Genomic DNA, 23539 nt, shown 5'->3' on the forward strand with positions numbered 1-23539 from the left:
ATAATTAAAAAAAGAGGCCACAAGGATTTATACCAATCCCAGTAGCCTCTTCCTATAGCTTCCTCTTTACGGCTGAGCGGAAAGGGAGTGCCACGCTTCTTCCGCTGCGCGCTGCTCCGCTTCCTTCTTCGTCCGACCGCTGCCGCTGCCGCATCTGGCATCACCCAAAATCACTTCCACGACAAACTCCCGATCATGCGCCGGTCCGCGCTCCTCGGTAATCCGGTATTCTACCGTACCGAGCCCATGATGCTGGGCGCGCTCCTGCAGCTTGGATTTGAAATCCTTCACGAGCAGGCCGTAATCGTTCGATTCGATGAATGGAAACACATGCTCTTCAAGAAAAGCACGAGCCCGGTCCATACCCGCATCGAGAAAAATCGCACCGACAAACGCTTCAAACAAATCCGCCAGCAGTGCCGGCCTTTGTCTGCCGCCCAGCTGCTCTTCGCCCCGTCCCAGCAGGACATAAGCGCCAAGAGCGAGCCGTTCCGCAAAAAGGGCAAGTGACGGTTCACATACGACCGAGGCGCGCATACGCGTAAGCTCGCCCTCCGGCCGGCGTGGATATGAGCGAAACAGAAATTCCGAGACGAGCAGCTGCAATACCGCATCGCCCAAAAACTCCAAACGCTCATTATGCTCGATTGTGCCATGTTTATGCTCATTTACATACGACGTATGCGTGAAAGCTTGCTTCAGCAGCCTATGTTGTTTGAAGCGTAGCCCCAGACGCGACTGCAGCTCGCTTAGAGAATCATGCTTCATAAACTTTCATCACGATCGTCGCATTATGACCGCCGAAACCGAAGGAGTTGGACATTGCGATTCGAACATCCGCTTTGCGCGGCTCATTCGGCACATAATCCAAATCACATTCTGGATCCTGGTTGTCTAAGTTAATCGTTGGTGCAATGATACCGTTTTGCAGCGTCAAGCCTAAAATAACCGCTTCCACTCCGCCGGCTGCGCCAAGCAAATGTCCCGTCATCGACTTCGTCGAGCTGACTGCCAGCTTATAGGCATGGTCGCCAAATGCTTTCTTAATCGCTTTCGTCTCCGAACGGTCGCCTACTGGCGTTGAAGTGCCGTGAGCATTAATATAATCGATTTCTTCTGGAGCAAGTCCAGCATCTTTGAGCGCTTTCACCATACAGCGTGCTGCGCCGTCTGGATCCGGCTCTGTCATATGATGCGCATCGCCGCTCATGCCATAGCCAATAATTTCAGCGTAGATCCGAGCTCCACGTTTTTGGGCATGCTCGAGAGATTCCAATACAAGCACGCCTGCACCCTCGCCCATAACGAAACCATCGCGGTCAATATCGAAAGGACGGCTCGCTTTGCTTGGCTCATCATTGCGAACGGACATGGCGCGCATGGAGCAGAAGCCGGCCATTCCCGTTGGACGGATAGTCGCCTCAGCACCGCCGCACAGCATGACATCAGCGTCGCCGCGCATAATCATTTTATAAGAATCACCAATGGAATGCGTGCCTGTCGCACAAGCGGTAACCGCCGTGCTGTTCGGTCCTTTCGCGCCAGTCAGCATGGATACTTGACCAGATGCCATATTGGCGATCATCATTGGAATAAAAAACGGGCTGACGCGCTTCGGGCCTTTTTCCAGCAAAATATTATGCTGATCTTCCCAAGTGCCCAGGCCGCCAATTCCGGAACCAATCATAACGCCTACGCGTTCTTCATCAGCGTTTTCACCGATTTTTAAATCTGCATCCTTAACCGCCAATTGGCTGGCTACCGCAGCGAACTGCACGAAGCGGTCCATACGGCGCGCTTCCTTCTTGTCCAATCCGAAATCCTCCGGATTGAAGTTTTTGATTTCTGCGGCAATGTACGTTGGGTATTCTGAAAAATCGAACGCTTCCACAACGGACACACCAGACTTGCCTGCGAGCAAATTGCCCCAAAACTCCTCAAGCTCATATCCGAGGGAAGTCATAACTCCCATACCTGTAACGACAACTCTTTGCTTCATTTCGATTCACCTCTATGAACTGCAATATAGATAACACGCTGCTGCGCTGTATCTTTTATATATAAATAGCTCTTACGCTCATTTATTCGTCTTTATAATCACATGCCCTAGATGGAGAGAAGTCCCGTTTGTGACAACGGGACCCAGGCTTCCTTAGTTAAGAGATTGTATGTATTTAACAACTTCTCCTACTGTTGTGATTTTCTCTGCATCTTCATCAGAGATCTCCATATCGAACTCGTCTTCAAGCTCCATGACCAATTCCACGACATCGAGCGAGTCAGCGCCGAGGTCATCTTTAAATGAAGCTTCAAGCGTTACTTCCGCTTCGTCTACACCTAGGCGGTCTACAACGATACGTTTTACGCGATCTATTACTTCGGACATCCGGTTCACCTCCTCTTTGGTATTATACGAGAATTAAAACTAAAATGCCATACGTAACCGTTTTAATTCCCGGCAAGGTCTTTGCGGCACTTTTTTTACATGTACATGCCGCCATCTACATGAACGGTTTGACCCGTCATATAGCCTGCTACATCAGACGCCAGGAAACGTACAGCTGCTGCAATATCCTCAGGGCTGCCAAGGCGCGCAAGCGGAATTTGACCGGCAAGCGATTCCTTCATTTCTTCCGGAAGCTTGTCCGTCATTTCCGTCTGAATGAAGCCTGGCGCGACGCAGTTGACCGTAATGCCGCGCGAAGCCAGTTCCTTCGCGCTAGCTTTCGTAAGGCCAATAACGCCAGCCTTAGCGGCAACATAGTTAGCTTGTCCAGGATTGCCAAGCACCCCAACAACGGATGAAATATTAATAATGCGGCCTGAACGCTGCTTCATCATTGGACGAGTAACCGCCTTGATGCCATTGAATACTCCCTTCAAGTTCGTCTCAATAACTTGGTCAAATTCCTCTTCCTTCATACGCATGATCAGGTTGTCCCTTGTAATCCCGGCATTATTTACCAAAATATCAATAGCACCGAACTGCTCAAGCACATCCTTGACCATAGCCTCGAATTCAGCTGCCTTGCCTACATTAGCCTGCAGTACAATTGCACGGCGTCCAAGCGCCTCTACAGCTTGAGCTGTCTCAGCGGCGGCTGCCTCGCTGCCCGAATAGTTAATGGCCACATCGGCCCCGGCTTCTGCCAGCGCGATCGCAATCGCTCTACCTATTCCACGGGAAGCGCCCGTTACAAGCGCCTTCTTGCCTTCCAAATTCGCGAACATGATAAAACCTCCCCTATTCGGCTGCTTGCAGAGCATCCAGAGCTGCGATGCTGTTAAGCGAGATCACCTTGACGGATTTATCGATTTTTTTGATCAAGCCGGCAAGCACCGTGCCTGAACCGATTTCCACGAAAGTATCTACACCTTCCGCGATTAAATAACGAACGCTGTCTTCCCACAATACGGGCGAGTAGACTTGCTCGACCAGCAGTCCGCGAAGTTCCGCCGCATCCATCACTGCGCTAGCAGTAACGTTAGCTACAACAGGCACAGCTGCATCGCTCATGCTTACGTCTGCCAATACGCCAGCAAGCTGCTGGGCAGCAGGCTTCATAAGCGATGAATGGAAGGGGCCGCTAACCTCAAGCGGAATGACCCGCTTGAAACCTGCTTCCTTGCCGCGTTCGACAATCGCCTGAACACCCGCCGCAGATCCAGAAACGACGATCTGCCCTGGGCAGTTCACGTTCGCAAGCTCGACAACATGGCCTTCTGCCGTCACTGTACGGCATAGCTCGGCAAGCGCCTCGCGCTCTGCGCCAAGGACAGCTGCCATTGCGCCATGTCCACCCGGAACCGCCTGCTCCATAAAGAGACCGCGGGAACGCACTGTACGAACGGCGTCCTCAAAGGACAAAACGCCCGAAGCTACTAGCGCGCTGTACTCCCCAAGGCTGTGGCCCGCCACATAGTCCGCTTTCAAACCGCGGCCTTCTAGCGCTTGCAGCAGCGCGACGCTTACCGTAAGCAGCGCAGGCTGCGTATTCGCCGTCTGCTTCAGCGTATCTTCCGGCCCGTCAAAAATAATCTCGCTCAGCTTGAAGCCAAGCGCTTCGTCTGCCTGTTCAAAAACCTCGCGCGAGCGCGCGAACGCTTCATAAACATCTTTGCCCATCCCTACAGCCTGAGCGCCTTGTCCTGGAAATACAAAAGCGGTTTTACCCATCCTGCAATCCCTCCGTTACCAAATCAATACAGAAGCTCCCCAAGTCAGTCCGCCGCCAAAGCCGACGAATACGAGAGCATCTCCTTCTTTCACACGATTTTGCTCAACCGCTTCCGCCAGCGCAACCGGAATCGATGCTGCCGACATATTGCCGTAGTTGTTCAAATTGATCATGCATTTCTCCTCAGACAAATTCAGACGGTTAAGCGCCGATTGAATGATTCGAATATTCGCCTGATGCGGGATAAGCAGATCGATTTGATCCTTCGTCATATCCGCTTTGCGAAGCGCTTCCTCTGCTGCGCTGCCCATAATGCGCACCGCAAATTTAAACACATCATTGCCAGCCATATGGATAAAATGCTGCCGTGATGCGACACTTTCCTCCGAAGCTGGCATGCGGGAGCCGCCGCCGCTTACTTTCAGCAGCTCGCCGCCGCCTCCATCCGCTCCGAGCTGGAAAGACTTGAAACCTCTGCCTTCCGGAACCTCGCCAAGCACAACCGCACCCGCACCGTCGCCAAACAAAATGCATGTATTGCGGTCTGTGTAGTCCGTAATGCGCGAAAGCGTCTCTGCGCCAACAACAAGCACATGCTTATACAAGCCGGAAGAAATCATGCTCGTTGCTGTCGCAAGGCCATAAATAAAGCCCGAGCAAGCTGCGGAAAGATCGAATGCTGCCGCCTGCTTGGCTCCAAGCTTCTCTTGAAGCAGACAGGAGGTCGATGGAAACGCCATATCAGGCGTTATCGTCGCCACGATAATGAGGTCGATATCCTCTACCGTAAGCCCCGCAGCTGCAATCGCCGCTTTGGAGGCTTGATAAGCGAGGTCTGAAGTCGCTTCTTCGGGGGCAGCCATCCGGCGCTCGCTAATCCCGGTGCGAGTAACGATCCACTCATCATTCGTTTCAACCATTTGTTCAAGCTGCTGATTCGTAATAATACGTTCAGGCACATATTTGCCTGTACCAATAATGCCTACAGGATGCAAATTCACCACAACACACTCACTTCCCGCTTATTTCCGCTGCGATCGATTCGGTCAGCTTGCCCTGAATGGCAATTCGCGCCTGGCGAATCGCGCTTTTGACAGCTACCTCGTCAGAGGAGCCGTGGCATTTCATGACGAGCCCGTTCAAGCCGAGCAGCGGTGCGCTACCATGTTCTTTATAATCCATTTTGTTTTTGAGCTTGCGCAGCTTCGGCAGCATAATCGCTCCGGCCAGCTTGGTAAGCAGCGTTTCGCCAAAAGCGTCTTTGATGAAGCCAAACAGGCTGCCTGCCGTGCCTTCCATCGCTTTCAACATAATATTTCCAGCAAATCCGTCGCAAATGAGAACATCACAGCTGCGGCTAAGCACGTCTCTTGCCTCAACATTTCCAATAAAATGAATCGGCGACTGCTCAAGCAAATCGTATGCCGCCTTAGTCAGCTCATTGCCTTTGCGAGCTTCCGTTCCAACGTTGAGCAGCCCGATACGCGGCTTTTCCATTCCATGCACTTTGGAGCGATATATGCTCCCCATAATAGCGTATTGCAATAAATGCTCTGGCTTCGCGTCCATATTGGCGCCCAAATCAAGCGCCAGCATGCCGACATCGTCCATCGTCGGAAGCATAGGCGCAAGCGCCGGGCGCTCGATGCCATCCAGACGGCCGACAACGAGCAGCCCTGTCGTCATCAATGCTCCGGTATTTCCGGCGGACAACATCGCATCTGCCCGTTTTTCACGGACGAGCTGGCCCGCCACGACCATGGAAGCCCCTTTTTTACGCCTAACAGCCTTTACCGGCTCATCATCAGGTCCGATAACCTCATCGGCATGACAGAGGCTAATATTGGCTGGCTTATTGCCACCCATCAGCTGCTCGATGATGGCAGTATCGCCAACCAATACAAGCTCCGTATCCGGCCACTCGTGCGCGGCTTCAAGCACGCCCTTCACAATGAGCCCTGGCGCATTATCTCCGCCCATAGCGTCAATGGCGATCCGCATGTTCGTCCCCTCCTTCATTCTCCGCCTCCCCCGCGGAGCGGAAAATCACAAAATTCCCTTGAAAAACCATTTCTTCACCGACATACGTGAAAATTTCGACCTTTGCTTTGGTGCGTTCGCCGGAAATAGACCTCACATAGGCTTTCGCTATGCATTTTTCATCTAATTTTACCGGGCGAATGAACCGAATGTCCGCCGTTACCGTTAAAGCGATGGGATTGTCGATAATCGCGACGGCCAGCGAATTGGCTTGGGCAAAAACATGATGGCCCCGGGCAATGCCGGTTCGCGAGAACACATGCTCCTCACGTATTTCAAAGATCGAAATTCCGCTCTTGTCCAGCTGAAGATCAACAATATCACCTATCACTTCATGAAGCGGCAATGACCGTACCGTATCGTACGAACGCTCCGCCATCAGCTTCAGCCGCTCGCGCAGTTCGGGAATACCAAGTTCCATCCGATCCAGGCGGATCGTTTGGATGCTTACCTTTAAATGCCTGGTAAGCTCCCGGTCTGTCATGAACGGATTTTCCTCCATAAGTTTGGCAAGCAGCTGATGCCGCTGCCGTTTGGGCATTCGTTCGATCGTCGGCACCACCTTGGACTGGCGTGAGCAGGCACAAAAACGGCCTTTTTCACCAATCATATATTTTATAAAAACGTCAGCCCAACAGACCAACATCTGCTATTATCACCTGGTACTAAACTTCTCTATAAAAAAAGCCTCTGTAAGCAGCGAAGCAAGCCTAGACGGTTACTTCCACCTAATTAAAGGCGGCTTCGTCCCGAGAAGAAACGAAAAACGCTGCTATAAGGAGCTAAACGTGTGCAAAAAAACAGCACCTCACCAAGCGATGAAGTGCCATTGTGAGATCCCGGAAATTATTGAGCAATAATTTCTTTCGTTTTGTAGTATCCGCACACTTTGCATACGTGATGAGCCAATTTCAGCTCTCCGCATTGCTCGCATTTTACCATACCTGGCACAGCCAGCTTAAAGTGAGTGCGACGTTTGTCGCGGCGAGTTTTGGACGTTCTTCTTTGAGGTACTGCCATGTTTAACACCTCCTTCACAATATTCGCGAAGCGATACACTATTGATCCTTGAACAAATCCTTCAATGCTGCAAAACGATGGTCAAGCTTCTCGTTGTTGCAACCACATGTCTGTTCATTTAAGTTCTGTCCGCATGTGTGACAAAGTCCTTTACAGTCGCTCTTGCAAAGCGGGGCAAACGGCATAAACAGTTGAAGCGCCTCTTCCACATAAGGCTGCAAATTCAATCTTTCACCGGATACCGCAATGAAGTCGCTGTCGTCATCCTCTTCCTGCTCATCCTCGTCTTGGCCACGTTTCGGCGCAGGCTCAAACTGCTCGGAGAAAGGAATGACTGTATGCTCCTGAACGGCTTCCAAGCATCTGGAGCAAGCAAGCTCCCAATCGATCGTCATTTGACCATCAACCAAGATCGACCCTGCATTTCCTTCTACCTCAAGCGCTACATGGAGCGGACCTGTGTGAATCACATCAGCCCGTCCTTCAAATAGAGGGGCAACATCAATGGATTCATTGATTGTATGCTTCAACCTCTTGGACATCGTTTCTTCTACATGAAACTGCATATTATCACCTCAAACAAACAAAATTTATTATAGCTATTTTATAAGGGTTTTGTCAACATTTTCACAGAGGATTAGCTATTTTCCACTTTCAACGGTTGAAAATGAGGGCCACGATTCATATGATAATCACAGCTGTGCTATTCTTAAAATATAAGCAATTATAAGCTGTATACTTATTATAGGCTTATATTTCATCGCAAAACGGCTGCTTTGCCGCCAGAAGACGTCTTCAGCCGTTTACGCTTGAAATATAAGCAATGATTAAGTTGCACACTCACTAAAGGCTTATATTTCTCGGACTGAAACGCGCCGCGCCCACTAGAGAACGGCGACAGCCGTTTCACCTTGTACTGCACCCATTTTACAATTAAGGAGCACGGTTATATGCGTACGGTAGGATTAATTGTTGAATATAATCCGTTTCATAACGGCCATCGCTATCATTTGGAGCAGTCGCTGCTGGCAAGCAGATCTGATGCCGTTGTCGCTGTGATGAGCGGGCATTTCCTCCAGCGCGGCGAGCCTGCCGTGATGGACAAATGGAGCCGTACGGAAGCCGCGCTGCGCGGAGGCTGCGATCTCGTCATTGAGCTGCCTGTAGCCTACGCTACACAGGCAGCGGAATGGTTCTCCTACGGCGCCGTTGCGCTGCTGGAGGCAACGGGCGTCGTCGATGGCTTCTGCTTCGGCACGGAAAGCGGCGATTTGGCTCCGCTTATGGATGCCGCCTCCGTCATCGCCCAGGAGCCGCCCGCTTTCGCCTCGCAGCTAAAAGAGCTGCTGGCTACGGGAATGAGCTACCCAAGCGCTTACAGCAGCGCGGTAGCCGCTTATTTGGGCAGCATAGGCAAGGCGGAGGCTGCCGCTTTTCCTTTTGCCATGCCCAACCATACGTTGGGGCTGCATTATTTGATCGCCCTTGCGCGTCTTCGCGGGCGTATGGAGCCTTTTACGATTCGCCGCGAGAAAGCCGCTTACAACCAGGAAGACGTAACGGACAGCGCCATTGCCAGCGCTACAGCCATACGCAAACAGCTTCTGCTGGAACGGCAGCTTGCAGGCATTCAACCATTCGTGCCAGATGCTACCTATGAAATATTGGCACGCGAATGGGATGCAGGGCGAAGTCCCGTAAGCTGGGACAGCTTCGCCTCCCCGCTGCTGCATGCCATCGTCACCCGTTCAGCAGCACAGCTGGCCGAGCTGCATGAAATAACGGAGGGGCTTGAACACCGCATTCGCAAAACGCTGCCTCGCCTAAAGGAGCTTCAGGTGGAGCATTTGCTTGCTGAGCTCAAAACGAAACGTTATACCCGAACGAAGCTGCAGCGGTCTCTGCTTTCGATCTTGCTTGGACATGCCAAGTCGGATTTCACACCGGACAAGCTGCGCAGCGGGCTGCAATATATTCGCGTGCTTGGTTTTAGCGAAAAAGGCAAAGGGCTGCTGCGAAAAATGCGCACGACCGCGACGTTGCCTGTGCTGTTAAGCACGTCGGCTGCCGAGCAGCCCTACCGTTATTTAGAGCTTGATACGCAAGCGACTGCTGCCTATATGCTCGCTAGTACAGGAAGCCAGCAGCCCGGCGCCTTATTTCGCGACTATTATGCCAAGCCGATCATGCTCTAATTCACACGGCCTATTTTTCGCTGACATACTGCTCAATGACCTGCTTAGCCTCGCTAAGGCTATTCACGCTGACGACCTTCATGCTCGTTCCCATGTCCTTCGCCTTGTCCGCAGCCTCCTTGTAGTTCGCGGACGGGGCGAGAAACAGCTCAGCTCCCTCGCGGCTCGCCGCAATGACCTTAAATGCGATTCCGCCAATTTCACCGACCGTCCCATCCGCTGCGATTGTACCTGTTCCGGCAATAATCGCGCCACCCGTCAAATCCTGCTTGCCGAGCAGCAAATCAAGCGACTGCAGAGCAAACATCAACCCCGCCGAGGGGCCGCCAATGGCTCCTGCATCGATTTGCAGCTTAAAGCGGCTGTCATCCGGCTGCAGGCTGCGAAGTTCAGCAAGCTGTACACCGCCAAGCACGCTAGGAAGCTTGTCCAACGTTAAAGGAGCCTCATAGGCGCCCAGCGTAATCGTAACCTCTTGCTCCGCTCCTCTCCGCTTTACGGCAAATACAGCCTCATCGCCAGCCTTATAGGCACCAAGCTCGTTGACCATTTGCTTGGCATCCGCAAATGGCTTGCCGCCTTTTAACGAAACAAGAACATCTCCAGGCTCCCATCCACTTCCCTCACTGCCGTCACTTTCCTGCAACACATCCGACACCGCAATGCTGTCGACCACTGATTGATAGGAAAGATGGGCGAAGCGGTAGGCCGCTTCAATAGCTTGATTTTGCGAGCCTTGCATGACGACCGTCATTCTTTCGGCATATTCCTGCTCCGTATAGCCGCGTAAAATCGATGAGCGGCTGTATGTCGCGATATCCTTATCCCATGCCGAAGAGAGGGTTTCCCACCAATTCGCATCCGAGAGCCTGACAGCCGTCATAAGAAAAGCGCCCTCTTCTGGCGTTGAATTGGACGATGGGCTTGATGAAGGCTTCACCGCTGCATCGCCATTCCGCTCATTTACCAAACGCACCATCGGCTTCGTCGGAGCAGCAAGCCCAGGCTCGTACATGACATAGGGCGTTGGTGCGTACAACAGCAAATACATGAATAAAGCGGTCGCCATCATAGTAAAACCTAGCTGCCTTACTCCAGACGATTTCAAGGACAACTTGCGCCCCTCCGTTCCTCATAAAGCTTCTTTATCACATATAACAACGGTCTAACGGGCCAAGCGAGTGCATACATATCGTACAAGCCGCTATACTAGCTGCCATTTGCAATCTCCCAGCGCTCTCAAGCAACCGCAGTATTGCAAAAGTTCTCTTTGGCGGCCTTGCAGGCGCTGCAAAAAGCCCGCATTTTCCATAAGCGCAGCTGTAAAATGGATATTTTCGCCCTTATCGAATGCATTCCATTCCCTAAGATACGATGACCTGAAATGGAGTTGATCGTCCAGTGGCTAAAACCTTGCTCGCAGCGCTAGCATCCATTCTGCTGGTCGGAGCTGTTATTTACCAGTCCGAGGCAGCCTTTCAAGCTTCCCTTCAAGGGCTGACCTTATGGTGGAATATTGTTTTTCCCGGACTGCTGCCGTTTCTCGTCCTATTTGAGCTCATTACCGCCTTTGGCCTCGTTCACGGAATTGGCGTGCTGCTCCAGCCTCTTATGCGTCGGTTGTTCCGCCTTCCCGGAGAGGCTGCACTCCCCTTGCTGTTCGGCTGGCTATCCGGCTTTCCCGCCGGTGCTGAAACGACGGCCGTGCTTCGCAGGCATGGGCATGTTACGCTCCAAGAAGGCCAGCGGCTGCTCGCCTTTTCACATATGCCAAATCCTATTTTCATGCTTGTTGTTCTCGGCGCAGGCTTTATGCATCAGCCGGAGCTGGGGCTCTTGATCGCAGCAGCCGTCTGGCTGTCTGCGCTGTGGACAGCCTGGCTGCTGCTGCTCACCAGCAGGTCCGAGGCTTTCCCGGCCCGCGCCGCCCAGGTGCAGGAAGGCCGATTGGTCGAGCGGGCGGCCAAGGCGATCACCGCCGCGAGGGAAAGCGACGGCCGCGGCTTCGGGCGAGCGCTCGGCGAAGCCGTTTCCGGCGGCGTGCAGAAGCTGATGCTGATTGGCGGCCTGATCATTTTCACCGCTGTCATCGCCCGGCTTATGCAGCCGCTTTGGCTGTTCATCAGCTCAGGAAGCTGGTGGGAAGCGCTCTTCCTGCCCGCGCTGCTCGAAAGCCATATCGGCACCTACACAGCTGCCGTATTGGAAGCACCGAACCTGGCACCTGTGCTGAGCACAGCAATCACCGCCGCGATACTCGCATGGAGCGGCATCAGCGGACTGCTGCAGGCAGGCTACTCAACGAGCGGCACAGACCTGAAGCTGCTTCCGCTCGCTGGCGCCAAGCTGCTTCATGCCGGGCATGCCGCTTGGTTCGTGGTGCTCTTGTGGAAGCCGGCGCAGCTGCTGCTCGCCAGCGCCCCTTTTGATTTTTTGCGGCAAGCCGCTAGCGCGCTGCCAGCTGTTTCATCAAACGGGGCGTGGATGAACAGCCCTTTTCCGGGCTATTTTCACGCGCAGCATTTCCCTAATATATGGCCCTATACGTTGGCTGCATCAGCGCTGCTCGTACTGCTGCTCGCAGCTCTGTATTTGCTGGCACGAAGAGAGGCTGAAACACCTAAATAAAGCCTGGTTTCAACTATGGATACAGCTTAATTAAGCCAAGCACCTCTACTGTTTCGACTTGTACTTCTCAGTCAGGCGCTTCTCCACCGCAGGCGGAACGAGCTCAGACACCGCACCTTGAAACTGCGCGATCTCTTTCACGATGCTGGAGCTGAGATAGGAGTATTTCGGATCGGTCATCATAAAAATGGTATCAATATCCTCATCAAGCAATCGGTTCGTCGATGCCAGTGTAAGCTCGTATTCAAAATCCGTCACGGAACGAATGCCCCGCACAATCACGTTGGCGTTGCGGGACTTCATAAAACGCACAAGCAGATCGCGGAAGCTTTCCACCGAAACATTCGTCAAGTCCGATGTCAGCTCAGTGATCATTTCCTTGCGCTCTTCCAGGCTGAACAGCGGATTTTTGCTCGTGTTATTAAGTACAGCTACTATTAAATGGTCGAACTGCTTCGCCGAACGGCGGATAATATCCAAATGCCCAAAAGTGACAGGGTCAAAGCTTCCAGGGTATACGGCTACGCGAATCTGGTCATTCGTCTGCATCGTTAAGTCCTCCATTTTGAGCTTCATTCGGCTCGTAGCGATAAATCGTTACCGTCGTGTCGCCGTATTTGTTTTTTTTCAGTTGAAAAAAGCCGTTCCACTGCTCTTCATAGCTATGGGCTGCGTCATGTTCAACGACAATCGTTGCCCCGTCTTCAAGCATGCCATGGTTAGCCATATACGTCATGAGCTTGTCCGCCGTTATGATTCGGTAAGGCGGGTCCAGAAAAACAAGCGAGAAAGCGATTCCACGCTTTTCCAGCAATTTTAGCGCCCGCTCTGCATCATTGCGGTAAATTTCCGCTTCCTGCCCCATGCCGGCCGCCTGCGTATTGTGGCGAATGATGTCGATGCTATTTTTCTCCTGATCGATAAAAATCGTCCGCTCGGCCCCCCTGCTCCAAGCCTCTATGCCAAGCCCTCCGGTTCCAGCAAACAAATCCAGCGCAACGCCCCCATCAAAAAAAGGCCCTATCATGCTGAAAATCGCTTCCTTCACCTTATCGGTCGTAGGTCTTGTATTGTTGCCAGGCACCGCCTTCAGCGGTCGTCCCTTGGCTGCGCCCGCAATGACTCTCACTGCCAAATGCCCCCTTTATTCGCTATCCTCGCCTATCGTACCATAATTGCTGCGGGATGTTAAAGAGGATGAAGCTTTTGTCAAAAAAGCTCGACTATCGCCAATTTACAGTTTCTAAGGAAAAAAAGCACAGCCCGCAATTGTTGCAGACACCACGCGGCTCGGGGTACAGCCTCCTTTTTTTGGAGGACTGAGGTTCCGCTATTCTGGCTTTTGATCCGTTTTTTTGCCGTATGTGGACAGGAAATCCGTTATCTCCCTCACTATACTGTCAAAATGGCTATTTGCAGCGTATTAACGTCCCCTGAGTCCGCGGGCTTGCCTTTACCCATGATTCTGTCGAAATAGCTGCTGCTGTGTCCGCCAACTATCTTTGTGCAGGGAATAAAACCCGGAAGCGAAGTGTGTAGAGCGACCTTTCGGTATATAGGTTCACGTTTATCAGGGCGACTTTCCCGGCAGGAGACGCAAAACGTTTGGTACTCAAATCGATCCAGATCAGCCTTGCATACACAGACTAGCTAGTTGTATTGATAGAAACTACCATACTCTCTACTCCCCCTTCCACATATCGCCAAAACATAACTTTTGTAGTATATTGGTGTCGAAACAATGATAAGGGAGCGGACATATTGCAAACGAGAAAAACATTTTACAAAAAGATTAGTTATGGCCTATTAACAGCGGTCGCTATTAGCGTTCTGAGCGGATGCTCCTCGGATGAAGCGGCTACTGCAGCACCAAGCCCTACAGCGAAGATTGAGACTTCGGCATCTCCTTCACCGGAAACCGAGGCAACTGCCGCACCAACCGCCGAGCCTGGAAAGGACTTGAACGTAAGTGAACAGCTTACGCTTGGTTATCTTAACTCCTACTACAACGAAACCGATGTAGAGGCCAGAAAGAAATTTGCTCAGGAATATATGCATCCTGATGTTCAAAGCATATTTGCATTTGCCGCATCTGCGGTTATTGATGAGAAGGATCATTTTTTAAATCCGAAAGTTGTGAAAACGGTCGACTATGAAAAAGACGGAACGAAAGGCTCCTTGACCTTAGTCAAAGGAGACGGGGATAAGGAGTTTATCGGCCTTATAATAGAAGATAAATTCAGCTTTGGGTTCATTTCAACCGCAACTAGCGATGATATGAAGGCCGCTTTTAATGGGGTTCGCGAGCAATTCAAGTAGATTTAAGAATAGGAGTCGGTATTGTTGAAAAGAAGAAAACTGTTGTTCAATCAGACCCGGTTTATCATTGTCGCTCTCGTGGCAGGCAGTCTGGTTGGGATCATTTATACGGGGAATAAAGATTCGCAAATAGCGGATGAAGTGCCATCTCCCCCTTCAATAACATCGAGTGCGGAGCGGCTGACATCCTTTTCCCCTTCACCAGAAGCGCAGATGCCTGAATACGAAATAACGGAAGAACGTATGGATGACTCTGGTATTTGGCATGTTACGCTCGGTACGCTAACCGTCAATCAACAAGAGCTGAAAAAGCTTGTGCAGCATGCCTGCTCAATCGCACTCACTAAATCGCAGATCGTCAATTCTGTGTTTGTTGATGTCGTCCAGAACGATAATTCTTCCTCTAAGCTCGCTACCGGTAAAATGGCATTAACGAGTACAGGCGAAGCCCAAACCGGATCGAAAAAGCTGGAAGTCTCCTTCCAGCTAAACCGTTAATTTATATGATTTCATAACGAATACACGATAGGAGCAAGCATGAACAATGAAAAGCCAGCCGTTTTATAAAAAATGGTTGTTCTGGGTAATCACCGTCATTTTGATTGCTGGCCTTGTTAATGGCAGGCTGCGTGATGATGATTCCGCAGGCACATCTTCGGCGAAAAGTAATGAAAGCGAGCTCGATAAGGCATCGTCCAAGTCGGAATAGCTGAAAAGAGTATAATGAGATCCTAGGGGGCAATTAAAATGCAGCAAAGAAAACCGATTTATACAAAATGGTGGTTCTGGTTAATCATCGTCCTAATCGTAGGAAGTGTAAGCAATTTGAATAAAGATAGAAGCACTACTCCAACTGCTACAAACGTAGAAAGTTCAAAAAATGAAACCAAAGCGGCATCTGAAACAGCGAGCAATGCAACAGACTCTAAGAAGGATGCAGCTTCGAAGACCGAAAAGGCAAAAGCTGAAGGTGTCGTGGCTCAAGACGTAGAGAGTTTCCGTAAAGCTTTCAATAAAGCATCCGAGGCACTCGGGGCAAAGTTTACCGTTAAGTCTTTGAAAGTAGAAGGTTCAGGCTTTCAGCATCAGCTTACTGACTCCATCTACCTCAATGGGTTTGTAAATAAAGAAACAGGAGCTATTAAAGAGCTTCTTATTATGGGCGCTGGAGACGGTACTCCGCAATCGGGGGCTAATTTGATTTTGTCATTCGGAGCCTTAATTGGAGCAACTAATCCTGATTTGGAAACCAGTGAAAGCGGAGAGATTTTTGAGGAGCTAGGTTTGATGGAAAGCAATGTTGATTTATACAAACTTAATAAATCTGCCGAGCGCAATGGTATTGTATACACCATTAAATCCTCAAAGGAAACAGGTATATGGTTTATGGCTCAGAATGCTTCTGTAAAATAAAATAAACAAAAAAATCGAGCGCCCCTTTCGGGACGCTCTATTCATGGGAGATGTGTTTTTGCATTCCTAAGCTTGGATGACTTTGCCTGAAAATGCTTGCTATATATGGAGTCCTACCGCCCGTTACTTTATGGTTTCGGGCTTTTTTTGATGCTTGATGAAGCGTTTTGTCATCAATTCGTCATCAAGTGGCCGGGACTATTTCTTCCTTTTTCGTACCCACCGCTCGCCTTCTCTCAATGTTCCTGATCTACTACAATCTCTAATTACTATGCATAATATCAATAGAATCAGATTATATATTAATAGAGATCAAGGTTTAGATTTTAAGGAGCTGATTACATTGAATAAATCAAGGGAAGATTATCCCCTTACATTGGAACAACCAGACGTCCAAGAAATATTGAGAATTGGCAGAAGGGCGTCGTACGAACTTCTTAATGATCCTCCGTTCCATGTAATAAGGATGGGAAAGAGCAGAACAATTAAAGTGTCCAGGGATGCACTCTTCGACTGGCTGGAAGGAAAGCAATCTTGAAAATCACCTACTAAATTTATCACCCTATGAAAACTACTAAATTAAAAAGGAGCATACACTTTGAAAAAAGAAGAGGGGTTGCCTGAGTGTATTCACGTCGATGACTCAAGCGTTCCAGAAGGATATCACATGGTTGAAGTACAAGGGAAATGCGGGATAATCGAAATGTATTTCCCTAAAGCTCCAATCACAGAAGAGGAACGCGAATACCTGTACCGAAGATGGGCTGAGAGTGCTCTCCGCTCCTATAAAAAAATGACCACGATTTAGGTGGTCATTTGCTATTTACCCGCCCATCTTAGAAAGCTTTCTCCGTATTTCTTCTCTCAAATAATCAGCCAGCGAAAACTCATTAAGGAACGTCCGTCCTATCAAGTGCGGAACTGGCTTCTCTTTTTTTGCCGGTTTTCCTTGAATTTCTTTGGTCTTATTCATCAGAAACGCCTCCATTGTCAAAGGCTGCAAAACAAATTTCCACAGAACATCGTCCAAATTAAGCTATACTAAACCATCTTCAGCAAGGAATTTTTCAAATTTGCTTTTCATAAGACATGCAACTATTTCGCGCGAAATATCGCCAAAATAAAAAGCCACTCATTTGGGTGGCTCTTTAATTGACTTTAGAATTTCTGCAATTGCATCTAAATTCCCATTATTATTTTTTTCTTCATGGGATATTTTATTAGGAAAAATCCACTTTGCTCCAATCAAGTCATGATCGAATATAACAGTAGCATCAGTTACTGAGATAAATGATTCACGCAATTTAATTAAATCTTGTGTGTACATAAGTCTCTCGTTTTTAAGTGTACTGTATTTTATTGTCACCTTATCTAAATATATTTCTTCTTCCTCTAATACCCCTTCGGGAACGAGCGGAATAAATACCTCTATTCCTTTTTCAACAGCTCCAATATTAATGTCTATTAAGTGATTTTTTTTGTGGTGATCTCTTAATTCTACTCGTATCTCACAATCAAATATTACTTCTGGATTGCCGTGGTGAGACATTTTCAAATAAGAGACATTCACGGTCTTTTGTTTACTCTTTGGGACCAACTTCAAGAGATATTGATACCCCTCTGTATCAATTAATCTACTATTCTCATGCGTAATAATTCCAGTTAGTTTTAATGGTGCATTAAAATCATTCATTACAATATAGGATCTATTATTGACCTGATCTCGCTTTATCTCGTTATTTTTTTGCACCTTCATCTGATGCATTGCAATTAATACTGCTCCTACTAAACCTAGAAAGCTGCCAAAAAAGCTCAGCCATGCTTTCTCTCCACCCACAACTCCTGGCATATGCCAAGATAATAAACCATAGTTAATAATAACTGGTGAAATTAACAACCAAAGATATACGTTTTTAATATACTTTTTCACAAATTTCATTTTCCCCTCCTACTTACGTTAGATCTACTTTTCGACAAAAGGAAGGGATTCCCTCTTTTCGTGTCGAAATTATTTTCTAGGTATATAAGGAGGGATTTTCATTAGTAATGTTGCTTATCGAAAAATATTCGGGACTTATGAAATTGCTGTAATTATCTTGGAAACAGGAAAATTCGATGTGAAATTCATGTTCAGGGATTCTCATTCAGGCATTACAATTGAAGAATGCGACGACAGAGAGCGTGCTGTTGCTGGGGCTGAAAAATTCCCTGCCTTCTATGATTTAGCCTTGAAACACGGATATCGCATTAGACCTCTAGAATTTTATCATCCTGACGGAAGAGAAGTTGATCTTACTTGCGCGATGGACACAGATAGAACATTAAATTCTTTCGAAGCATTGTTAATCACTGGCGGAGTCGCAAACCACGAAGAAATAACATAACCAGCAGTTATGTGCTATAATAAGCGCGAGCCGTATGGGAAAGCATCCCTGCGGCTTTTTCTATTTACTTAAGAAAATAAGAAGCACTACCGAAAGGGAACCCGGCACATGTTCAAACCATATGATTACTACATAACGCCTGATGAGTACGAAGCAGCTGCGACAAACAACATTAAGCGAATAACGTTAATGATCGCATTCGATGTCTTGGTTGGTCAAAAGATAAAGCTATTACAAAACCTTTGCGAATATACACAAACAGATCAGCGTTTAGGGAAATTGCTCGATCAAACGGAATACCCTATGAATTAATGTTAGCTCGAATTTATAAAGGCTGGAGCGAAATTAAAGCAGCTACTCAACCAATTAGAAATAAGGAACAACTAATGGAACACGGAAGGCGTATGGGGGATTCAGGAAAGTATTCTAAAGAACTGATTCTAAGAGCTGAGCAGAACGGAATTCCATACGCTACGTTCATTTATCGAATACGGAAAGGCTGGGAACCTGAACGAGCTTCCACCTTGCCTCCATCGCGCTCGAACGTAACCATGCAGTTAAAAGAAATACACGGAGATAACTACTTTAGAGAACTCAGCAGTCGCTTTTTCAACAAAATGAAAAGTTAGCTCCAATATATAATTTTGAAGTATGAGTATTGAAACATTGGGAAATATCTCACTCCAAAACAGCTACATGATTATTCATAAAAGAATTTAAAGTATCCAAGCAAGCCGGCCATTACCGATATACCAATCACTGGAAGCATTAAGAAGCGTGGTAAAAACCACGAAATAATTCCCCCAACAATACCACAGCAGAACATAACAATCAGCACGATAATCAACTTGTCAAATAAGGCGTCCGCGCCCGGCTGTACTCCTGAAAAATCTATCATTCCATTCACCTCTTGCTGTTTATCGACAGCTGATCAATATTTTTCAATAGCAAGGTCATTCCAGTGCCATTTCTCTATTCCTAATGATATGCAGATAAAACGCCTTGTTTTGTTGCAGAAATTCAGCGCAGAATCGAGGACAGAGCGAGAGACATGATTGCACGCCTGCAGCTTATTCTTTTGTAATGAAAATTAAAAAGCCCTAGATCACCCACGCCATCCCCAGTTTCTCAGCTTATCATTGGAACGGTTGATTATGCCAATTCTTATTCCAAGGCATAATTTTATTCTATGATTCATTTTTATCTGATGCTTGCATTAGCTCAATGCGATTATCTAAAGCGCGTTCTATTTTTCCATACAACTTTTCAAATAAAGCTTTTTCGTTCTCTCTCGTATTGAGCCACAATCCGTGATACTGTTTTACAAATGCTTGAAACAATATATTTTCATCTTCCGTCGAATCAATTTCTAGTGCTTCTGACAATATTTTTTTATCATGTATAGCCGTTCTTATTTCTGAGTAGATTTCGTTTAATCTTTTAGAAGCGAACTTCCCAGTTACATCTTGAATGTAAGGCAAACTAGGCATAATTGACCTAATTTTCATGGGTGATTTTGATTTTCTTTTTGTATCATGTGAATTATGAGTAGTCTCCTGTTTTTCCAGCTGCACTCTAATAATATTTTGCGCTTCCAAAAATTCTCCCCTTATGGACATATAGCTAATGTTAAATCCATGCTGAGAAAGGGAGTTGTCTATGCTGGTTAATTGAAAGCGAAGTAAGTTATTTATCCTGTCTTTCTTTGTTTCATTTTTCTCCCTTTCGCTAATTTTTACATCAATATCGTCCATTCTTGCATCATCAAGAAGCCCCACATGGAAGCTAACTGTCAACTGATATTCAGGCTCTTTTTCTAGTTGATCACCCACTAGTATCATATTCTCTTCAATTTTCCTGCTAATATCTAAGTCAAAAATATCAGTAGCTTCTAATAAAATTTCCAAGATTCCTACCTCCAAAATTGATATTTTAGATTGAATGTGTGAAAACCTTGCAACACACTTCGACAACAGGAAACAAATTCCTCCTTAACCAATTCCGATCCATTATCAATTCCGAATGACTTCCGCGCCCGCACAGCCCCGCGCTTCCGTTTCACGCCGTTTCGATTATCGGACGATAATTTATACCTACATTAGACCGAAAACGCAGCACAAGCCTTTACGGGCTTCAAAAGCGGAAGCGGAAGTAAGTTTTCTGAAATAAATCTAGCCAGAAAATGGGCTCATCAGCACCCACCTTGAAATTAAACTCCAGAAGGACCCGCGATTGCTGCCGGGCAACGCTGTTCGTTTAATGGACAGCAACAGGCTGCATCCAGCCTCGCGAATTGAACCATCCTCAATTTGATGAAGGTCCCGCAGCCGAACAGGACAGCGCAAAATTGCGCCCAGCTCGCTGAAACGGCAATCGGTTGCCGCTATAAGGTGGTACTTTCAAAGCGCCCCCTAACCTTTTGAATCGAGAGGTTAGAATGCTCGCGCCTGGTCCCGCATGCTGAATTTAGAAAACGCAAATCTGCGTTCTCAGGCCTGCCGGGAGTCTCCCGATGGTTGAAGCTTCTCGCCAAATCGGGCGAAAAGTCATTTTACTCAAAAATGAGTAAAACCCACTCCCAACATCAAACCTCAAATCTGAGTTCTGACAGCTCAAAATTGAGCCGTGAGCAGCCACATGAGCAGCAGGCATTCCCTTTCCAGTACGGTAGATTGGTCGTTTCATCTGAATTATGAGCAGCAGAATGAGCAGCCGGTAGCCGTATGCACTCAGTCCAAGTTTGGACCCACCCCATGCATGCTATCCGTTATATGAATAGAAACCTCCCTCCTGCGACTGGAAGCTAACCGACCCACTTTAAGCAGGTCGGTTCATTTAGCGTGCCGAGTCACAACGCAATTCTGCGTTTTGATAGCTGCGAGTGGCGACATCGCCACTGAAACCTTGCGACATCGCAACCTCTCCCCTAGCACTTTCTGAAAATTTAGTATGCGAATGCGACGATGTCGTCGCTTTTGACCTCCAAGCATTGGGACGATGTCGTCCCGTTTCACCGATCTATTCATTTCAGCCCAAATCGTACGACATCGTACGATTTAACTCACTCCGCAATTTTTCGGGACGAACTCCGAATATCACAAGTCGTCATTTTGACGCTCGCCCGTTTTGGCGAGCGTTGAACTTGGAGACGTCGCCAAGTACGCCATGAGTGCCGCATGTGGAACTGATACGGAAGTTCCGTATTGCTTAGAGCTTCACATCAATTTGAGGCCCAGCTCACGCAATAAATCATTTTGAGTTACCACTAGCATACCCGCAGACGTCTGCGCATTCTCGATCTACTCCTCAAATCACGCGACGTCGCGCGTTTCTCACTTACACCCATCTCCTTGAAGGAGAATAGTTCATCATATCGTGGCACGTACCACAATTTGCGATCCATTCATCAAATTGATGAATCGTTGAAGGACTCTGCACAATTGCTGAGTGGCTTCGAAACGCCGCAGCTCATAATCCAATTTTGGATTGTGATAAACAAAGCCGCCGACAATTCAAATTTGAGTTTTCTGAACCGCTACGCCGTCCGTTAATTTAGCGACGTCGCTAAATATGAACCGTCCGCAAATTGAGTATAGCTGAACGGAATTTTCCGTTTAGTAGATGCGAGCAGCCGACCGGCGCAAAATTACGCTGGTTAAATCACTCACCCGAAAAATCGGGGCAACTCCAGCAAATTCCCCGATGTCGGAGAATATTCGGACGACATCGTCCGTTTTAAATTCAACGATGTCGTTGAAAATGCAATCGCCCGAATGTTCAAGTCAGCGCATATAATTGCCGACATCGGCAAATTTGAACACCGAATGAACGGCTGCACACCGCAGCAGGCTTGCGCTCCAGCCTCCCCAGCTCCACGGGCTGAACATCCAGTGAACAACAGACCTTGAAATTCACGACTCGTAAATGGGCAAGCCTGATCGATTTTAATACCTGTCAATTTGACAGATGTAGGATTCTGATTCACAAGCGTCAATCTGACGTTTGTAAGATATTTTCATTTTGGATCCCCGACCATTAGGAATTTCATGACGGTGCAGCAGCCGGCAGAATCGCCGAGTCATTGTTTGATTTTCGGATCACCCGATTCGGGTTGACCGAATTTCGGTTTTGGGATTTTGCCAAATCCGAATCACTGGCGTTGCTCTCGCCGTTGCCTTCGCCCGGTACATCGAGCAGGGAAGCAGCTTGCAGCGTGAGCCCGCAGCATTCCCGTTCGTTGCCCTCGTCGGTGCTTCCAGCAAATAAAAAAGAACGCCGCACAACGTTGATGCTCATTCGTTGTACAGCGTTCCTACTATGTTACCACCCCAATACCTTACGAATTTCAATAGATGTGCTATAGCCGCCGCTGCCGACGGAGTGAGTTGCGCTCTCGATGATGTATTTGCCGTCGTATCGGCCCCAGCCAACGATGTTGATGGTCAGGCCTGCCGCCATGCGAATATCGCCTGGAAGCTGCAGGCTGGCTTTGCCGTAGTTCTTGTTTTCTTCCCGCAGCCGGTTCTTCGCAACCCGCAGCGCCTCCGCTTCGGAGCTGACGCTTTCGTTCAGTTTGAGCACAGGACCGCTTGCCGGAGCTCCCGGAGGAGTGAACACAGCCTTAACCTCAGTCTTTTTCTTGCCCTCGCCCGTTGTGTAAACGAGCTGAGCAGCCCTGTATGCCGCCTCTGTGACGCTCCAGCCGAATGAATAGCCGATGACATTATCCGTCCCCCGCGTCAGTGTGGCGACCGTTGATTTCTGCTCATAAACCGATTCATCGAACAATACGAGTTTCCCCGCAGCGACCTTGACGGCGATGCCCTCTTTGGTGCAAAGGTCCAGCAGAAAAGGCATGTCCGCCTGCTCTGTTTGCTCCAAGCGATCATAGATCGGATTGTCAGGAGCCTCATACAGCAGCGTCAGCTCCGCGCGCTTCGCAATATCTCCCGCGATTGTTTTTAGCCGTACCTTTTCCCATGCCTTGGAGCGTATTTCATGCCGCGCTGTTGTCCCGGCAGGCAAAGACAGGGCTTTAATTTGCACCGTGTCAGGTGGGCCGTTAAGCGTCGCTGAATCGACCCCAAATGTCCCCAACGGGAACGTCTTGACCTCATTTTGCTTGTCCCAGCTGATTGTGCGCAAAGATGCTGTTATGCTGTCGCCTATTGTCGGACTCCAGTCCCCCTGCCATTTGCGATCCTTGTCCTCTAGCGTTATCTGCAAATCATCAAGCTGCCCGCTAGGGTTGTCGGTGTAGGAAAGGTCCATAAGTGATTCCGCAAGGTCGGCGCTGATGTCCTTGCCGTTGTAAATAATTAAAACCTCAGCTCTACGCGCTTGCATGTGTCACCTCTTGTCT

Annotated in this window: 27 protein-coding genes; 8 read left to right on the top strand and 19 right to left on the bottom strand. The window is 48.5% G+C overall.

The genetic code is table 11. From position 1 onward, the window contains the following. Window positions 1-66: 66 nt before the first annotated feature. The 10 genes from rnc to BBD42_RS27180 form a co-directional block, all read right to left on the bottom strand. The gene (gene rnc / locus BBD42_RS27135) at window positions 67-768 is read right to left on the bottom strand and encodes a ribonuclease III (protein WP_056038330.1); all 702 of its coding nucleotides are present in this window, start codon (window positions 766-768) and stop codon (window positions 67-69) included. Beyond that, window positions 758-1999: a beta-ketoacyl-ACP synthase II gene (fabF, locus tag BBD42_RS27140; protein ID WP_056038332.1), complete on the bottom strand. Its 1242-nt coding sequence runs from the start codon at window positions 1997-1999 to the stop codon at window positions 758-760. Before fabF ends, rnc begins: the two co-directional genes overlap by 11 nt. A 153-nt stretch (window positions 2000-2152) precedes the next feature. Next, window positions 2153-2386: an acyl carrier protein gene (gene acpP, locus BBD42_RS27145; protein ID WP_046230681.1), complete on the bottom strand. Its 234-nt coding sequence runs from the start codon at window positions 2384-2386 to the stop codon at window positions 2153-2155. A 95-nt stretch (window positions 2387-2481) separates the two neighbouring features. Then, on the bottom strand, window positions 2482-3231 hold the full coding sequence (fabG, locus tag BBD42_RS27150; protein ID WP_099520698.1) for a 3-oxoacyl-[acyl-carrier-protein] reductase: 750 nt from the start codon (window positions 3229-3231) through the stop codon (window positions 2482-2484). Window positions 3232-3244: 13 nt separating this feature from the next. Then, window positions 3245-4177: an ACP S-malonyltransferase gene (gene fabD / locus BBD42_RS27155; protein WP_099520699.1), complete on the bottom strand. Its 933-nt coding sequence runs from the start codon at window positions 4175-4177 to the stop codon at window positions 3245-3247. 15 nt (window positions 4178-4192) lie between these two features. Next, window positions 4193-5179 carry a beta-ketoacyl-ACP synthase III gene (locus tag BBD42_RS27160; RefSeq protein WP_056039075.1) on the bottom strand — a complete coding sequence of 329 codons (987 nt, stop codon included), beginning with the start codon at window positions 5177-5179 and terminating at the stop codon, window positions 4193-4195. Between the two features lie 10 nt (window positions 5180-5189). Then, window positions 5190-6179, bottom strand: a complete 990-nt coding sequence (plsX, locus tag BBD42_RS27165; protein WP_056038340.1) for a phosphate acyltransferase PlsX — start codon at window positions 6177-6179, stop codon at window positions 5190-5192. After that, complete coding sequence (fapR, locus tag BBD42_RS27170; protein ID WP_172455741.1) at window positions 6163-6759, bottom strand: transcription factor FapR; 597 nt, start codon at window positions 6757-6759, stop codon at window positions 6163-6165. Before fapR ends, plsX begins: the two co-directional genes overlap by 17 nt. Window positions 6760-7064: 305 nt before the next feature. Then, window positions 7065-7238 carry a 50S ribosomal protein L32 gene (gene rpmF / locus BBD42_RS27175; protein ID WP_042160385.1) on the bottom strand — a complete coding sequence of 58 codons (174 nt, stop codon included), beginning with the start codon at window positions 7236-7238 and terminating at the stop codon, window positions 7065-7067. Between the two features lie 38 nt (window positions 7239-7276). Then, window positions 7277-7804, bottom strand: coding sequence for a YceD family protein (locus BBD42_RS27180; RefSeq protein WP_099520700.1), 528 nt, complete (start codon window positions 7802-7804; stop codon window positions 7277-7279). A 384-nt stretch (window positions 7805-8188) separates the two neighbouring features. Between BBD42_RS27180 and BBD42_RS27185 the strand changes: the two genes are divergently transcribed. Further along, a complete protein-coding gene (locus BBD42_RS27185; protein ID WP_099520701.1) occupies window positions 8189-9433 on the top strand; it encodes a nucleotidyltransferase in 1245 nt (414 codons plus the stop codon). Window positions 9434-9443: 10 nt separating this feature from the next. Here BBD42_RS27185 and BBD42_RS27190 read toward each other — a convergent pair whose 3' ends face one another. After that, the gene (locus BBD42_RS27190) at window positions 9444-10547 is read right to left on the bottom strand and encodes a YlbL family protein (RefSeq protein WP_099520702.1); all 1104 of its coding nucleotides are present in this window, start codon (window positions 10545-10547) and stop codon (window positions 9444-9446) included. Between the two features lie 287 nt (window positions 10548-10834). On the opposite strand from BBD42_RS27190, the gene BBD42_RS27195 reads away from it, so the two are divergent. After that, complete coding sequence (locus tag BBD42_RS27195; RefSeq protein WP_099520703.1) at window positions 10835-12061, top strand: nucleoside recognition domain-containing protein; 1227 nt, start codon at window positions 10835-10837, stop codon at window positions 12059-12061. A gap of 45 nt (window positions 12062-12106) precedes the next feature. Here BBD42_RS27195 and coaD read toward each other — a convergent pair whose 3' ends face one another. Both coaD and rsmD read right to left on the bottom strand, forming a co-directional pair. Further along, entirely contained in the window at window positions 12107-12610 is a 504-nt protein-coding gene (gene coaD, locus BBD42_RS27200) for a pantetheine-phosphate adenylyltransferase (protein WP_056038356.1), read from the bottom strand. Continuing rightward, a complete protein-coding gene (rsmD, locus tag BBD42_RS27205; RefSeq protein ID WP_099520704.1) occupies window positions 12597-13190 on the bottom strand; it encodes a 16S rRNA (guanine(966)-N(2))-methyltransferase RsmD in 594 nt (197 codons plus the stop codon). Before rsmD ends, coaD begins: the two co-directional genes overlap by 14 nt. Window positions 13191-13822: 632 nt before the next feature. Here rsmD and BBD42_RS27210 point away from each other — a divergent pair. From BBD42_RS27210 to BBD42_RS27230, 5 genes are all read left to right on the top strand, one after another. After that, window positions 13823-14380: a hypothetical protein gene (locus tag BBD42_RS27210; protein WP_099520705.1), complete on the top strand. Its 558-nt coding sequence runs from the start codon at window positions 13823-13825 to the stop codon at window positions 14378-14380. 24 nt (window positions 14381-14404) lie between these two features. Further along, window positions 14405-14878, top strand: a complete 474-nt coding sequence (locus tag BBD42_RS27215; RefSeq protein ID WP_099520706.1) for a hypothetical protein — start codon at window positions 14405-14407, stop codon at window positions 14876-14878. A gap of 46 nt (window positions 14879-14924) precedes the next feature. Further along, the gene (locus BBD42_RS31895; RefSeq protein WP_172455648.1) at window positions 14925-15089 is read left to right on the top strand and encodes a hypothetical protein; all 165 of its coding nucleotides are present in this window, start codon (window positions 14925-14927) and stop codon (window positions 15087-15089) included. A 38-nt stretch (window positions 15090-15127) separates the two neighbouring features. After that, on the top strand, window positions 15128-15793 hold the full coding sequence (locus BBD42_RS27220; protein WP_099520707.1) for a hypothetical protein: 666 nt from the start codon (window positions 15128-15130) through the stop codon (window positions 15791-15793). A 598-nt stretch (window positions 15794-16391) separates the two neighbouring features. Beyond that, complete coding sequence (locus BBD42_RS27230; protein WP_099520709.1) at window positions 16392-16601, top strand: hypothetical protein; 210 nt, start codon at window positions 16392-16394, stop codon at window positions 16599-16601. A gap of 15 nt (window positions 16602-16616) precedes the next feature. Here BBD42_RS27230 and BBD42_RS31900 read toward each other — a convergent pair whose 3' ends face one another. Then, on the bottom strand, window positions 16617-16766 hold the full coding sequence (locus tag BBD42_RS31900; protein WP_172455649.1) for a hypothetical protein: 150 nt from the start codon (window positions 16764-16766) through the stop codon (window positions 16617-16619). Between the two features lie 159 nt (window positions 16767-16925). Next, window positions 16926-17732, bottom strand: coding sequence for a hypothetical protein (locus tag BBD42_RS27235; RefSeq protein ID WP_099520710.1), 807 nt, complete (start codon window positions 17730-17732; stop codon window positions 16926-16928). Between the two features lie 157 nt (window positions 17733-17889). Here BBD42_RS27235 and BBD42_RS27240 point away from each other — a divergent pair, with 157 nt between their 5' ends. Next, window positions 17890-18177: a hypothetical protein gene (locus BBD42_RS27240; RefSeq protein WP_150131613.1), complete on the top strand. Its 288-nt coding sequence runs from the start codon at window positions 17890-17892 to the stop codon at window positions 18175-18177. A gap of 700 nt (window positions 18178-18877) precedes the next feature. Here the strand turns inward: BBD42_RS27240 and BBD42_RS27255 are convergent. The 4 genes from BBD42_RS27255 to BBD42_RS27270 form a co-directional block, all read right to left on the bottom strand. Continuing rightward, the gene (locus BBD42_RS27255) at window positions 18878-19075 is read right to left on the bottom strand and encodes a hypothetical protein (RefSeq protein ID WP_099520714.1); all 198 of its coding nucleotides are present in this window, start codon (window positions 19073-19075) and stop codon (window positions 18878-18880) included. 289 nt (window positions 19076-19364) lie between these two features. Further along, window positions 19365-20084, bottom strand: a complete 720-nt coding sequence (locus tag BBD42_RS27260; protein ID WP_099520715.1) for a hypothetical protein — start codon at window positions 20082-20084, stop codon at window positions 19365-19367. A 2137-nt stretch (window positions 20085-22221) separates the two neighbouring features. After that, the gene (locus tag BBD42_RS27265; protein WP_099520716.1) at window positions 22222-22473 is read right to left on the bottom strand and encodes a hypothetical protein; all 252 of its coding nucleotides are present in this window, start codon (window positions 22471-22473) and stop codon (window positions 22222-22224) included. Between the two features lie 24 nt (window positions 22474-22497). Beyond that, window positions 22498-23523 (bottom strand): phage late control D family protein, encoded by a 1026-nt coding sequence (locus BBD42_RS27270; RefSeq protein WP_099520717.1) that lies wholly within the window; start codon window positions 23521-23523, stop codon window positions 22498-22500. Window positions 23524-23539: the final 16 nt, after the last annotated feature.

The sequence above is a fragment of the Paenibacillus sp. BIHB 4019 genome (assembly GCF_002741035.1).
Taxonomy (GTDB): domain Bacteria; phylum Bacillota; class Bacilli; order Paenibacillales; family Paenibacillaceae; genus Pristimantibacillus.

What these genes read in the sequence shown, in the direction of transcription:
- rnc (WP_056038330.1), bottom strand. Translation starts at nt 768, where the DNA reads ATGAAGCATGATTCTCTAAGCGAGCTGCAGTCGCGTCTGGGGCTACGC.
- fabF (WP_056038332.1), bottom strand. Translation starts at nt 1,999, where the DNA reads ATGAAGCAAAGAGTTGTCGTTACAGGTATGGGAGTTATGACTTCCCTC.
- acpP (WP_046230681.1), bottom strand. Translation starts at nt 2,386, where the DNA reads ATGTCCGAAGTAATAGATCGCGTAAAACGTATCGTTGTAGACCGCCTA.
- fabG (WP_099520698.1), bottom strand. Translation starts at nt 3,231, where the DNA reads ATGTTCGCGAATTTGGAAGGCAAGAAGGCGCTTGTAACGGGCGCTTCC.
- fabD (WP_099520699.1), bottom strand. Translation starts at nt 4,177, where the DNA reads ATGGGTAAAACCGCTTTTGTATTTCCAGGACAAGGCGCTCAGGCTGTA.
- plsX (WP_056038340.1), bottom strand. Translation starts at nt 6,179, where the DNA reads ATGCGGATCGCCATTGACGCTATGGGCGGAGATAATGCGCCAGGGCTC.
- fapR (WP_172455741.1), bottom strand. Translation starts at nt 6,759, where the DNA reads ATGCCCAAACGGCAGCGGCATCAGCTGCTTGCCAAACTTATGGAGGAA.
- rpmF (WP_042160385.1), bottom strand. Translation starts at nt 7,238, where the DNA reads ATGGCAGTACCTCAAAGAAGAACGTCCAAAACTCGCCGCGACAAACGT.
- BBD42_RS27180 (WP_099520700.1), bottom strand. Translation starts at nt 7,804, where the DNA reads ATGCAGTTTCATGTAGAAGAAACGATGTCCAAGAGGTTGAAGCATACA.
- BBD42_RS27185 (WP_099520701.1), top strand. Translation starts at nt 8,189, where the DNA reads ATGCGTACGGTAGGATTAATTGTTGAATATAATCCGTTTCATAACGGC.
- coaD (WP_056038356.1), bottom strand. Translation starts at nt 12,610, where the DNA reads ATGCAGACGAATGACCAGATTCGCGTAGCCGTATACCCTGGAAGCTTT.
- BBD42_RS31895 (WP_172455648.1), top strand. Translation starts at nt 14,925, where the DNA reads ATGAAAAGCCAGCCGTTTTATAAAAAATGGTTGTTCTGGGTAATCACC.
- BBD42_RS27220 (WP_099520707.1), top strand. Translation starts at nt 15,128, where the DNA reads ATGCAGCAAAGAAAACCGATTTATACAAAATGGTGGTTCTGGTTAATC.
- BBD42_RS31900 (WP_172455649.1), bottom strand. Translation starts at nt 16,766, where the DNA reads ATGAATAAGACCAAAGAAATTCAAGGAAAACCGGCAAAAAAAGAGAAG.
- BBD42_RS27235 (WP_099520710.1), bottom strand. Translation starts at nt 17,732, where the DNA reads ATGAAATTTGTGAAAAAGTATATTAAAAACGTATATCTTTGGTTGTTA.
- BBD42_RS27255 (WP_099520714.1), bottom strand. Translation starts at nt 19,075, where the DNA reads ATGATAGATTTTTCAGGAGTACAGCCGGGCGCGGACGCCTTATTTGAC.
- BBD42_RS27265 (WP_099520716.1), bottom strand. Translation starts at nt 22,473, where the DNA reads ATGAGCATCAACGTTGTGCGGCGTTCTTTTTTATTTGCTGGAAGCACC.
- BBD42_RS27270 (WP_099520717.1), bottom strand. Translation starts at nt 23,523, where the DNA reads ATGCAAGCGCGTAGAGCTGAGGTTTTAATTATTTACAACGGCAAGGAC.